This window comes from Cutibacterium avidum 44067, assembly GCF_000367205.1.
In the GTDB taxonomy this organism is placed as follows: domain Bacteria; phylum Actinomycetota; class Actinomycetes; order Propionibacteriales; family Propionibacteriaceae; genus Cutibacterium; species Cutibacterium avidum.
In genome coordinates this window covers 272,623-285,139 of sequence record NC_021064.1, presented here as the reverse complement: position 1 = coordinate 285,139, position 12,517 = coordinate 272,623, and the positions used below count along the sequence as shown (strand labels likewise).

Annotated in this window: 10 protein-coding genes; 4 read left to right on the top strand and 6 right to left on the bottom strand. The window is 63.6% G+C overall.

Annotation, left to right across the window (positions count from 1 at the left end):
- Positions 1-122 precede the first annotated feature (122 nt).
- Positions 123-1,310 carry an isochorismate synthase gene (locus PALO_RS01275; RefSeq protein ID WP_036901432.1) on the top strand — a complete coding sequence of 396 codons (1,188 nt, stop codon included), beginning with the start codon at positions 123-125 and terminating at the stop codon, positions 1,308-1,310.
- A gap of 24 nt (positions 1,311-1,334) precedes the next feature.
- Here PALO_RS01275 and PALO_RS01270 read toward each other — a convergent pair whose 3' ends face one another.
- Both PALO_RS01270 and ccmA read right to left on the bottom strand, forming a co-directional pair.
- Positions 1,335-3,068 carry a DUF6297 family protein gene (locus PALO_RS01270; RefSeq protein WP_041709921.1) on the bottom strand — a complete coding sequence of 578 codons (1,734 nt, stop codon included), beginning with the start codon at positions 3,066-3,068 and terminating at the stop codon, positions 1,335-1,337.
- On the bottom strand, positions 3,065-3,718 hold the full coding sequence (ccmA, locus tag PALO_RS01265) for a heme ABC exporter ATP-binding protein CcmA (RefSeq protein WP_177166368.1): 654 nt from the start codon (positions 3,716-3,718) through the stop codon (positions 3,065-3,067). Before ccmA ends, PALO_RS01270 begins: the two co-directional genes overlap by 4 nt.
- Between ccmA and PALO_RS01260 the strand changes: the two genes are divergently transcribed.
- The 3 genes from PALO_RS01260 to PALO_RS01250 all read left to right on the top strand — a co-directional run bounded on the left by PALO_RS01260 (position 3,708) and on the right by PALO_RS01250 (position 8,168).
- A complete protein-coding gene (locus PALO_RS01260) occupies positions 3,708-4,487 on the top strand; it encodes a demethylmenaquinone methyltransferase (RefSeq protein WP_015582123.1) in 780 nt (259 codons plus the stop codon). The genes ccmA and PALO_RS01260 overlap by 11 nt on opposite strands.
- A 1-nt stretch (position 4,488) precedes the next feature.
- Complete coding sequence (locus PALO_RS01255; RefSeq protein ID WP_015582122.1) at positions 4,489-6,237, top strand: TM0106 family RecB-like putative nuclease; 1,749 nt, start codon at positions 4,489-4,491, stop codon at positions 6,235-6,237.
- A gap of 143 nt (positions 6,238-6,380) precedes the next feature.
- Positions 6,381-8,168 carry an ABC transporter ATP-binding protein gene (locus PALO_RS01250; RefSeq protein ID WP_015582121.1) on the top strand — a complete coding sequence of 596 codons (1,788 nt, stop codon included), beginning with the start codon at positions 6,381-6,383 and terminating at the stop codon, positions 8,166-8,168.
- Between the two features lie 24 nt (positions 8,169-8,192).
- Here PALO_RS01250 and PALO_RS01245 read toward each other — a convergent pair whose 3' ends face one another.
- The 4 genes from PALO_RS01245 to PALO_RS01235 form a co-directional block, all read right to left on the bottom strand.
- Positions 8,193-10,478, bottom strand: a complete 2,286-nt coding sequence (locus tag PALO_RS01245; protein ID WP_015582120.1) for an ABC transporter permease family protein — start codon at positions 10,476-10,478, stop codon at positions 8,193-8,195.
- Position 10,479: 1 nt separating this feature from the next.
- Positions 10,480-11,178, bottom strand: a complete 699-nt coding sequence (locus tag PALO_RS01240; RefSeq protein ID WP_041709919.1) for an ABC transporter ATP-binding protein — start codon at positions 11,176-11,178, stop codon at positions 10,480-10,482.
- Entirely contained in the window at positions 11,172-11,534 is a 363-nt protein-coding gene (locus tag PALO_RS11775) for a hypothetical protein (RefSeq protein WP_080634283.1), read from the bottom strand. Before PALO_RS11775 ends, PALO_RS01240 begins: the two co-directional genes overlap by 7 nt.
- A gap of 73 nt (positions 11,535-11,607) precedes the next feature.
- Positions 11,608-12,495 (bottom strand): 1,4-dihydroxy-2-naphthoate polyprenyltransferase, encoded by an 888-nt coding sequence (locus tag PALO_RS01235; protein WP_015582117.1) that lies wholly within the window; start codon positions 12,493-12,495, stop codon positions 11,608-11,610.
- Positions 12,496-12,517 lie beyond the last annotated feature (22 nt).

The following is a 12,517-nucleotide window of genomic DNA, read 5'->3' as shown; positions in this document are numbered from 1 at the left end:
GGACAGCATCTACCACACAGCACACGCTCAGTTATCCTGCGAAGGTGATCCTCAATCCAGGTTCCACGCGTCTACGCGCCCGCACCGTCTCGATTCCGGACCCCGGCCCACTCGAGAACTACATGACACCCAACGACTCGGTGTGTTTCCTGCACCGCAATTACGGCATGGTCGGCCTGGGAGAGATCACCCGGTTCGAGACCGACTCCCCCACTGCCGCCGACGTCTGGTGGGAGGCTCTCTGTGACGATCTCGAGCACGAGACCGAGATGCCAGGGGCCGAGGCGACCGGCCCCGTCGCCTTCGGATCCTTCGCCTTCGATCCCGACCGCTCATCATCACGCTCGGTCATGATCCTGCCCAAAACAATCATCGGCCGTTGGCCTGGCTACTCCTGGCTGACCCAACTGTCCTGGGGATCGATTGACGATGATCCACCTCGTCAGCAAACCGTGCCGCACTCCCCCGGCACCATGACGATGCCAGACGGCGTCGTCACCGCGGAGAGCTGGCGTCGCATCGCCCGGCAGGTCCAGGACATCATGGGCCCTGACGACCTCGAGCAAATCGTTCTCATGCGTGACGTCGAGGCCCACGCGGCCTCACCCATTGATCCTCGATGGATCGTCGAGACCCTCCGCCGTCAGTTCCCCAACTCGTACACCTACCTCGTCGAGGGATCGGTCGGCTCCACCTCGAAACTCACCGTCGGCTTCAGCAAGTCCCTGGTGAGTTCCCGGGTGCTGACCCACTCCCCTGCCACCGACAAGAATCACGAGGCCCTTCTCGCCGCCCTGCAGAACGAGGGACCACTGGCCGCTCACCACGCCGAGATCGTCGCGCGCACCTGCGAGCGCCTGGAACAGTTCTGTGACACCCTCCACATCCCCGACTGTCCGGGAGCGGTGTTCACCGAGGCGTCCAACTACCTCGTCACCGACGTCACCGGCGTCCACTCCCCCGGTCAGGGATCCTGCCTGGCCCTCGTCGATGCCCTGTGCCCACCGGCATTCGTCACCGGCCTGCCGCCGCACCGCGCGAAGTGCGTCGTCGCCGAGGTCGAGCACGTCGATCGTGGTCGTGTCTCCGGACCGACCGGATGGGTCGACTCCTTGGGCAATGGTCAATGGGTGACCGATTGTCGGGGCGGTCAGATCGACGGCACCGACCCGTCCCTGGTCCACATCTTCTCCGGGCACCCCATCGGGCATGACGACGACACCGAGATCCTGTCATCCGAGGCCGAACATCGCCTCAACATCCTGCGAGACATCTTCCCGATCGGGGCGGACAGCCCCACGGAATCCTGAGGGTGGAGGGCGTCTCCATGGTTCTCAACGACGCTTGCGCTCGATGACCTTCTTCTCGACCTTGTCACCACGGGCCTCCTCGCGAGCCTCGGCCAGCTGACGCTGCGATTCCTCACGCATCTCCGCCAGATCCTGCTGGTTCATACCTCCCATGCGGAGGAATCCGAACACAACGACGGCAATGAACACCGACACCCACGGCGACCATCCGAGCACCACCGGAATGGTGATGAGGGCAACCATGTCGAAACCACGGATAAGGTTAAACATCAGCCCCGGGGGCATGGCACCGGCCTGGGTGGCAACCATCGGCGAGGAGTAGTCAGCCGGCTTCGCGCTCACCCAGCGGATGGCACCCGCCAGACCGGCAGCAGCCGTCACCAAGCCGTCCATGATGGCCTGATCCCATGGCCGCGACGTCGTCGAACCGACACCATGAAAGGCCGGGATGACCGCGATCGCCCAAATGACAGCCGCGACCGCAGGCACCACTGACGCAGCTGAGATGACCTGACTCGTCGTGAAGGGCAGGCAGCGCACCAGACCCTTGCTTCGTGTCAGCACGCGCAGGCTGGTGAAGAAGGGAACCAGGGCCGCGACGAGCACCAGGGCCGAGACCGGGACCGTCAACGCCCCGAAACCGAGGGCCGACACCGCGTAGGGCACCACGGCCGTCACGACGAGGGTGAACAACGGCTTGGGGAAACGCATGAGACGCTGCACATCACGCCACACCAGGGAGCTGAGTCCCTCACCACGTCCACGGGTGGGTCGGACCTGACCGCGCTCGATGGCCTCGCGCTCCTGAAGGATGTCGCGAATGAGGGCGAAGTCAAGGGCGAAAGCAGCACCCTGCATGCCCGATGCCAGAGAGCCGCCGGCCATGAGACGAGCCCGTCGGATCCGATTGAGACGCATCCGGGCGATGACGTAGGAGACGACCAGGAGCACCGCTCCGCCACCGGCCACCGCCCAGGCAGATGCGAAGTTGGCGTCACTGGACATCGGTACTGCGTACCAGCCCGACGCCGTCGAGATGACTCCCAACAGGACGGCCAGACCAGCCAAACCAGCGAGGGCCTCGACGACCTTGACCGGCCAGGTGCGCTCGGCTCCTTGCTCGGCGGCCGAGAAGGAGACGACACCAGCCGCTCCGAGCGCCGTCGCGAGGGTCCAGGCGATGACGGCTTTTCCGGACCCACCGGTGAGGGCTGCCACCAGGGCACCCAGGACGGCACCACCAATGACCGAGACGAGCACCGCCGCACGCAGGCGCTTGGCCAGGAACCGCGCCCGGCTGATCGGCGCGTCCATGAGCCAGAAACCCTCGGCTGCCGAGGCGAGTACCGGGCCGAACACTCGGGCAGCGGCCAGGGCGAAGGCCAGGACACCGGACAGTGCAGCCCACGGCAGCAGGCCACGAGCGGTCTGACATCCCGTCGAGGTGCAGCCGGATGCCTGGCCCTGGGCCTGCACGATGAGGCTGATGATCATCGCGAGCACGACGACCAGGGAGAAGACGAGCACATAGGCATCGCCGATCGCCTGCCAGATGTTGCGTGTCGTCCGACCCTTGCGCCAGTCGCCCATGAGGAGGGAGAGCTGACGTTCATCGGCCTGGCCTGCGAAGAACTCGTCGGGACGATGGGTGATGACCAACTCCGGATCGGGGGCGGCCACCGCCTCCGCCATCACGGCCTGCTCCGGCTGCGGATTCCTGGGACGGGGCTTGGAGTGCTTGCTGTTGCGCCGACTCATCCGCGCGGGCCTCCCAGCTCGACGATGCGGGCGCCGAGGGTCTCGACGAGAGCCGGTTCGTGGCTGGCCATGATGATCGCCAGACCGTGGTTCATCTCCTCGCGCAGCCTCTTGCCGAGCCAGGCAACCCCCTCGACGTCCAGCCGGGCCTCCGGCTCGTCGAGAACGAGGAGCTTGCGAGGACGCACCAAGGCCGTAGCCAGGCCGAGACGACGTCGCTGGCCGGACGACAGGGTGCCGGGCAGCTGGCCGGACTGCGGGACGAGCTGCACCTCCTCGAGCACCTCGTCGACGAGGGCGTCGGCGTCAACGAGCCCGTGAGCGCGGGCGAGCAAATCAAGGTGCTCAACCACCGACAGGTCAGGGAAGAAGTCCAGGTCGTCAATGACCGTGGCGACGTTGCGACGAAACTCGGGGTTCGTCTCGGACACCTTCTTGCCGAGCACCTCGATCGTTCCCGAGCTGGGACGATCCGCCCCCACCAGCATCCTCAACACCGTCGACTTGCCAGCGCCGTTGCGGCCGGTGAGTGCGACGGCCTCTCCCGCACGGACGGTGAGGGACAGGTGATCAACGATGGTTCGGTCGCCATAAGACTTCGAAATGTCCTTGGCCACGAGGACGGTGGAGCGAGATGCCATGCTGGCCATTCTCCCGCACCGTCGAGGCCGACCCCAAACCGTGTGGAAGACTGGGCGCGTGTTGACAACCCGAGCCACCCTTGACAAGCACCACGCCGATGTCGCTTCGATGTTTGACGGGGTGGCAAAGCGCTATGACCTCATGAACCAGATCATGACGATGGGGGCGGTCGACACCTGGCGCGACCTCGTCGTCGATGCGGTGGAACCTGAGCCGGGCCAGGTCATCCTCGACCTGGCCGCCGGAACCGGCACCTCCTCGGCCACGTTCGCCGCCCGCGGAGCACAGGTCTACCCCACCGACATCTCCACCGGGATGCTCGTCGTCGGCAAGCAGCGCCAGCCCCATCTGCACTTCGTCGCCGGGGACGCCACCTGCCTGCCCTACGCCGACAACTCCTTCGACGCCGTGACGATCTCCTACGGTCTGCGCAACGTCGAGGACCCACAAAAGGCACTGCACGAGATGCTGCGCGTCACCAAGCCTGGCGGCCGGGTCGTCATCTGCGAGTTCTCCTACCCCACCTGGGCGCCGTTCCGCCACGTCTACACCAAGTACCTGCTGGCGGCGATCCCGGCCATGGCCAAGCTGGCCTCCTCGAACCGGGACGCCTATGACTACCTGGCCGAGTCGATCCTCGCCTGGCCCGATCAGCCTCATCTGGCAGACATGATGGCCGAGGCCGGTTGGCAGGCCATTGCGTGGCGCAATGTCTGTGGCGGCGTCGTCGCCCTGCATCGTGGTTGGAAGGGCAGTGACGAGAAGGAGATAGCCTGAGGTGAAAGGCCCATCCTCCCCGATCCTCCTCGACGCCTGGGCAGCTCGCAGCTGCCCGGTCAAGACCCAGAACGCCTATGACCCCGCCCTGTCAGAGCCGGTCGGCGATCCGCGTGACGACGAGCTCTTCGCGGGAGCCGAGGCCCACCTGACGGTCATCTGTGACGCCTTGGCAGCCGTCACGGACGCCGTCGATCTGCGCTCGGTCACCTTGAGCGTGGCCGGTCGCCGGGTCGCCACCCGCAGGGCCATGGACGCCGGCGCACCCGTCATCGTCTGCCCTGAGTTGCCGTCGTCCCCGCAGGAACACCGCACCGGCTCCCCCGACGCCTTGGTGCTGGCCGGCAAGCGCGCCGACGGCGGTCCTGGATACTTGCCGGTCATCGTCAAGGACTACCTGGTGCTGGAGAGCCACCACACCCTGGCGGAATTCACCTGGGTGTCCCCCCTGAATGATCCGGATCCTCGCCACGCGCGGATGTCACTGGACCAGACCTTCCGCGCCGGCCGGGAACGCGCCCTCATCCAGGCCGCCCATCACTGGAGGCTCCTCGAGGACCTGGGCCTGGTCGCCACCCCTGACGAATGCCCCAGCCATCGACGTCTCGTGGGGCTGGTTGGCCACGACGAGATCGGGATCCTCGACGACGCCCTGGCCGTGTCATGGCTCGATCTCGACCACAAGTTCATTCGCACCTTCTCACGTTCGGCCGCCTCGGGATGGCGTCGCCGCAGCGTGCTGGACCGATACGACCACGAGCACACCTTCCGAGTGTCGGTGGCCGAGCACGCCATCGCCGGCGGCGAGCCGATGGTCGCCCCGATCGTCGTGCGTGAGTGCGAGTCCTGTCAGTGGTGGGCCATCTGTGAGCCACGTCTCGACGATGCCGATCTCTCCCTGCGCATCTCCAAGGCTCCCCTGGACGTCCGGGAGATCTCGACCCTGCGTCGTCTCGGGGTTTCCACCGTCGACGACCTGGCCGACGCCGACCTGGGCGAGCTGCTGCCGGTCTACCTGCCTGAGGTTCAACACCGTCCCCGCCCCGAACAACGACTCCGGGCGGCCGCCCGTCGTGCGCGCCTCATCCGTCAGGGAGTCCAGCTGGAGCGCAACGACGAGGGACCCATCGAGGTGGCCTCGTCCCGACTGGAGCTCGACTTCGACATCGAGACCTCTCCTGATGGCCGGGTCTATCTGTGGGGTTTCGAGGTCAGTGATCCTGAACGCCTGCTCGACTCGACGACCGGCGACGTGCCCTATTACGTCGCCTTCAGCGAGTTCACTGACATGGGTGACGACGACGAGAACGCACTGGCCGCCCGCGCCATCGCCTGGCTCGACGAGATCGTCTCGGCCTACCCGGAGACGATCGTGGTCCACTACTCCGACTACGAGATCGTCCATCTGCGTCATTTCGGCCACGTCTGCCAGGACGTGGAGACTCGTCAAGCGGTGCGTCGGCTGCTGGACTCCGGCTGTTTCGTTGACCTCTTCACCACCGTCAAGGCGCACTTCTTCGGGGTCAACGGGATTGGTCTGAAGGTCGTTGCCAACGCCGGCGCCGGGTTCTCCTGGCGTGACCCGGACCCGGGTGGCCTCAACTCCCAGACCTGGTGGGACCTCGCCGTCCATGACCCCGATCCGCAGGTCCGCGAGGCCTCCAGAACCCGAGTCATGGAATACAACGAGGACGACGTGAAGGCCACCCTCGCTGTTCGCCGTTGGCTTGCCGAGAGGCCCTCCGGGTAATCCTGGGACGCCTGGTCACGACGTTTCGCCGTGACGGGTGTCGCCATCGGCATGAGGTCAGGCAAAGATGATCCTGGCATGGCAAAGGTATACGGTTTTGTTGACACGTCCCTGACGATCCCTATCCGCTCATCTGGAGACCCATGCGTTCCTTGACACGAATCCTTCGATTCACCTCGCAGCTGTGGAAGTTCTACCTCGGGGTCGTCATCTCGGCTGTCATCGTCGCAATCACTCAGCTGGCCGTACCCTTCGTCATCGCCCGGGCCACCGACCTTGCCGTGGCAGGCGTGCGTGGCAACGACCACCACATCCGCGACATCATGCTGCTCGCGGTGGTCATCCTCGTCCTCGACGTCGTCAACTCCCTGCTCACCAACGTCAACGGATGGCTGGGCGACATCATGAGCGCGAAGATGCGCCAGATCCTGTCGACCCGGTACTTCAGCAAGCTGCTGGAACTGCCGCAGTCCTGGTTCGACGAGGAGCTCACCGGATCGATCACCTCCAAGCTCACCCGATCGATCACCAATGTCACCGACTTCGCCAAGGCCTTCTCGAACAACTTCTTCACCCTGCTGCTGACGACGTTCGCCGTCCTCATCATTTCGGCCATCTACTACTGGCCGCTGGCCCTGCTGTTGGCGATCGTCTTCCCGATCTACGTCTGGTTGACGGCCTTGACGTCACGCAACTGGCAGACCCATCAGGACGTCATCAACCACCACATCGACACCGCCGGCGGACGTTTCCAGGAGGTCGTCTCCCAGATTCGCGTCGTCAAGTCCTACGTCACCGAGGCCACCGAGCAGAAACAGTTCAACGACCACTACGACGCCACCGTCGACGCCACCCGCCAGCAGTCCAACCACTGGCACCTCATGGACACCGTGCGGAGGGTGGTCCTCAATGTCATCTTCTTCGGTATCTACGCCATCATCTTCGTCCGAACCGCCAAGGGATACTTCGGCGTCGGGGACATGATCCTGCTCATCCAGCTCATGACGATGGCTCGCCAGCCGGTGCAGATGATGAGCTACATCATCGACGTCGCCCAGCGCGCCGTGGCCGGGTCCAAGGACTACTTCTCCGTCATGGAGACCCGTCCGACCCACGTACCGCAGACCGCCACGACGACCATCCGCGAGCCCGAACCGGGCATCCCGATGATCTCCTTCGACGACACCGTCTTCAGCTACGACGGCACCAATCGGGTCATCGACCATGTCACCTTCGACGTCAGTCCCGGCGAGAAGGTGGCACTTGTGGGCGAATCCGGGGGCGGGAAATCCACCCTGGTGAACCTGTTGCTCGGCCTCTACCCGGTCACCGAGGGCACCATCATGGTGGCCGGCAACGACATCTCCCAGGTGACCCCGGATGCCTTGCGACGCCGTATCGGAGTGGTCTTCCAGGATCCGGCACTGTTCTCCGGATCGATCCGGGAGAACATCGCCTACGGCACCGAGGCCACCGACGCGCAGATCCGCGACGCTGCTCACCGCGCCTACGCCGACCGCTTCATCGAGCGGTTCTCCCAGCAGTACGACACCCTCGTCGGGGAGCGCGGTATCAAGCTCTCCGGTGGCCAGAAGCAGCGCATCTCGATTGCCAGGGCCCTGCTCAAGGACGCCCCGATCCTCGTTCTCGACGAGGCCACCTCAGCCCTGGACACCAAGTCCGAGCGGTGGGTGCAGGCCGGTCTGGAATCCCTCATGGCCAACCGCACCAGCCTCATCATCGCCCACCGCCTCTCGACGATCTCCAGCGTCGACCGGATCGTCACCCTGGACGCCGGTCGCGTTGACGAGATCGGCACCCCGGCCGAGCTGGCCGCCTCCGGAGGTATCTACGCCGAGTTGTTGGCCCTGCAGGCATCCAGTTCGAAGGCCGACCGCAAGAGGCTGGAGCGATTCGGCATCAAGCTGTAACTCCCCTGAGGGCCGGATCGCAGATCAGGTAGCTCTCATGTCGAAGTGGTAACGGCGATGGATGGCGGCCCCCAGCAAGGATCCACCGAACATCCCGGCGGCCAACGCACCAAAGACCCACCACGCGGCCCCAAGCAGGTCCAAGGCTCCCGACAGGACCCTGCCCGTGAGCCACACCGCGACAACCGAGGAGATCACCCCGCATATCAGGGCGGCCAGCATTGTGGTGGCCACCTCCACAAGGATGACCTGGTCCACCCAACGCCTGCCCAATCCGATGCGTTTGAGGCTGGTCACCAGATCACTATTGGCGGCTCTCTCCTCCTTCGCCAATAGGCCCGCCATGATGGCCGACAACACGATGAAGGTGACGGTTGCGACGATGGTGATCGTTGGCAGCGGGACATCACCGAGGATTCGGGGGGCCATGACATAAAATTCCCCCAACCCGTGCGCCTGCGCCCACTCGTTGGTCAGTCGATCCTGATCGGGGGTCAGCCCTGTGAACAGAATCGCCGATCCAGCACCTCGTGGTATTCCTGCTTTCGGACGCACGGAGATGCGCTTGACCCAGCTCAGATCCTCCGTCAGCCCGACGGTGTGTGCCGGGTCGGCTCTGGAGGGATCATTGGTCAAGTACCCGCCTGATACAAGGACGTCACGTTGGGCGTCGTCAAGCTTTGTGACGACCGCAACATCGTCAATCTTGGAGAAATACCACCATGATCCGCTGATCTTGGCGTCATCGACCTGGTGGACGGTGATGTTTTTGGCGCCTTCCAGGGCATCGGAAAACTGCTTGACCTGAGCCGGCTCCAGGGCGGGCACACCCTCCATCGAGACATGGAGCAAGGCCATCCCCGGGGGCATACCGGTGCTCGTCTGCGCGTTGGCCTGGGAGAACAACGCTGAAACGATGAGGAGCCCGGTAGCGGTTGCGGTGACCAGACCCGCCGCCACACCTGCAAAGACGCAATGCCACCCGCCGCGGCTGGAAAGAGCTCGATGAGCAGCAAGAGCCCGGCCTACGGGGCGATGTGTCCGAACCAGACGAGAGAGCACGAAGGGTGCCCCCAAACCACCGGCCACTGCACACATCCCAGCGACCACAGCGACCGCGGTGAAGGTTGCGTCAGCCCCCAGGAGACCCCACAGGCACACTGCGCAGCCCAGTACCAGAGTCGCCCACCCCAGCCGACGAGCCGTGTTCATGTTGATCCCTCGCCGCTTCACGGTCTTACGACGGGAAGGAACCATGTTCACCATGGCCGCAGGAAGTACCCCGATGACCAATGCCATCACCAACGGGACCGTGGGGAATCGCCAAGGCCCCAACGGAGCAGAAGCCCTGGGGACCATGTACCACCTCGCCACAGCGACCACCGCCTGACCCAGGGCAACAGACATCAGCGAGACGGTTTCTGCAACGAGGAAGGCCACCGTCTTACTCATGGCTGATACCGATCGACGGCGTACCCCGATAGCCAGAAGGGGGGATGCGATGCGTCTGAGTAGGGCCGTCAGTGCCGCGCCGGACACGACTGCCCCCAGCAGGCCAAACACCAGCCATGCCAGGTTCTGATCCACGAATGCCTTCGGCGTCAGCCCGTGAGCTTCGCTGGCAGAACGGGTCTGTGTGGTATCGCAGTCGCCTGCAAGCTTCAGGGTCTCGGCGAGGAGACTGCATACGTCACCGGGCTCCTGGGAGGTGAACCCAATTTGCCCATTGCCCCTGATACCGGCACGTCCAGCGTCATCGCGGGAAATCCGCCATGACTGCCATGTGCCTGGAGCCGCAAGAACCAAGGTCGCAGCCCGATCGTAGACGGCTTCGACATGGCCGGTGACCGTGAGGTGGAGATCACCTGCCTTGGCAGACAACCGCGATCCATCATCAGCGCCAAGAGTACTGGTGGCCAGAACCTCCCCGGCCTTCGCCGGCCAGCGACCCGAGGTCAGCCGATAGCGACCTTGCGTGGCCGAACCGGCCATGGGCATCTCTTGGTAGGCGACGTCATCGTACTGTACGAGGTTGATATTGCTGTAGAGCTGGGGAAAGGGTGACGATGCCTGCAACGTGTTATTACGGGGTATCGGTACGGGGGTACCTGGAGGCACGTCTTCCTGCAGCGAGAAGAGACCGCTGGTGGAGCCGTAGCTCGCGATGTTCTTCTGTTCATCGGACAGTTGCCGAGCATTGGTGATGCCGCTGGAGACAGTCAGAGCTACAACGACCAGAGCCAGCGGAATGACGCGAAGCCACGTCCGCCAGTTCGACACGACGAGCCGGGTGACGTGGACGACCCACATCTCATACCTCCTCGAGAACCCCGTCCTCCATGTCGAGAACCCGGTCGACATAGTCGCAGGCTCGCGGATCATGGGAGGACAGCAGGACTGCACGATCAGCACCGTCGGTGACGATGTGACGCAAGACCTTGAAGATCATGTCAGTATTGGCCCGGTCGAGCTGGCCAGTCGGTTCATCGGCGAGCACGATTCGATGACCGCCAGCAATCGCACGGGCGATCCCCACCCGCTGAGCCTGCCCACCAGACATCTCTGCGGGGCGACGATCTGCCAATTCAGCGACCCCCACCTCTTCGAGGGCACCCATGGCAATGGCCGCAGAATTCTTAATCTCACGCGCCCGCAGAACAAGCTCGATATTCTCCCGGGCCGTAAAATCGGGGACGAGCCCATGATGCTGAAAAACCATCCCCATTTCATGAAGACGAATGGCGTCTCGCTGTGATTCTGACACTTTCGTGATATCCACTCCGTTGATGCACACCGTCCCACGCGATGGAGACAAAAGCCCAGAGAGCACATTGAGCAGGGTTGTCTTTCCAGAACCACTCACTCCGCGAACGAGTATCAGCTCACCGGTGTGGAGCACAAGGTCGGCACCGTTGAGTACCTCGTCACCCTTAACATAGGAAAGGTGAAGATCATTGGCCTTGAGGGGGTGAGCCACCCCCTCAAGGTCTTGCCGTTTCGATGTCAGCACCGATGACCCAATCCATAAGATGAGGCTTCATCATGATCTTTCCACCAAAACGACGAATCATTCGTCCACGGCTTATAATCCCAGCAATGCCCCTTCTGGCTTACATCATACCAAAATGCGGCACCATAAGGAGTCTGATTTTTTATAGAACTGAGAGAATCATTCTGATTTTTGTTAAAGTTATAGTAACCTACCTTAGTCTGTTTCGCAATGAGACCATGGAAATTCGAGTCAACATACATTTCCAACGCAGCCTTCGACGGCGCCGGCGCTGCCGCCAAAACAGTGGCACCCATACACGCCGCCACGACCCCCCAAACTATTTTCCTATTAACGGACATGGCTAAAACTTCTATTCTTGATCGCCCGCTGCTCTGCGGCGCATGATACTTAAGTTAACCTAACCTAAGACAGCCTGTCAAGAGTGGGTCACAACGGCCGATCCAGCATCGCCCCGACCAGAAATCCCACAGCGCACACCAACTCGGCCAGCCCGGTGTTCTTGAGGACCGGTACCAGGGCCATTCCGGTGGCCTTGGTGACCATGGCCTTCACCGGGGAGACGAGCAAAACGATCATGAGCAGGCCCAGCAGGACCCACCAGGTCGTCAGGGCCGCGACGACGATGACACCGACGCCGGCCAGGAACACCAAAGCGAGGTAGCAGACGCGGGTCCCCTGGTGCCCCAGTTTGGTGGCCAGGGTGTGCTTGCCACTGGTCCGGTCACCGTCGATGTCACGCAGGTTGTTGGCCACCAGTACCGCGCACGCCAGGAAACCAATGAGGCTGGCCGTCACCCACCCCGCGGCACCAACGTGATCGGTCTGAACGTAGATCGTGCCGCCGACGGCCACCAGTCCGAAGAAGACGAAGACGAAGATCTCCCCCAGCCCGGCGTAGCCGTAGGGGTGTGAACCACCGGTGTAGAACCAGGCCGCGAGGATGCAGACCAGGCCCACGATGATGAACCACCAGTGTCCGGTAAGGATGGTGATGACGAGACCAGCCACCGCCGAGACACCGAAACACCCGAAGGCTGCTGCCTTGACGTGGGAGGGCTCAGCCACTCCGGACCCGACCAGCCGCAACGGGCCGACGCGGTCCTGTCCGTCGGACCCGCGGATGCCGTCGGAGTAGTCGTTGGCGAAGTTCACCCCGATGACCAGCCCCAGGGCGACCACCAGGCACAGCACCGCGAGCTCCCAGCGCGCACCGCCGTCGGCGATGGCAATCGCGGTTCCGGCGAGCACCGGTGCGATCGCAGTGGGAAGGGTGCGCGGACGAGCCCCCTCGAGCCATTCGGCTGCTGTGGCCATGGACAAACTCCTGGAATAGACG

Excerpts from the sequence above, each read along its gene's own strand:
- PALO_RS01275 (WP_036901432.1), top strand. The coding sequence starts at position 123 with ATGACACCCAACGACTCGGTGTGTTTCCTGCACCGCAATTACGGCATG.
- PALO_RS01270 (WP_041709921.1), bottom strand. The coding sequence starts at position 3,068 with ATGAGTCGGCGCAACAGCAAGCACTCCAAGCCCCGTCCCAGGAATCCG.
- PALO_RS01260 (WP_015582123.1), top strand. The coding sequence starts at position 3,708 with ATGCTGGCCATTCTCCCGCACCGTCGAGGCCGACCCCAAACCGTGTGG.
- ccmA (WP_177166368.1), bottom strand. The coding sequence starts at position 3,718 with ATGGCCAGCATGGCATCTCGCTCCACCGTCCTCGTGGCCAAGGACATT.
- PALO_RS01250 (WP_015582121.1), top strand. The coding sequence starts at position 6,381 with ATGCGTTCCTTGACACGAATCCTTCGATTCACCTCGCAGCTGTGGAAG.
- PALO_RS01245 (WP_015582120.1), bottom strand. The coding sequence starts at position 10,478 with ATGTGGGTCGTCCACGTCACCCGGCTCGTCGTGTCGAACTGGCGGACG.
- PALO_RS01235 (WP_015582117.1), bottom strand. The coding sequence starts at position 12,495 with ATGGCCACAGCAGCCGAATGGCTCGAGGGGGCTCGTCCGCGCACCCTT.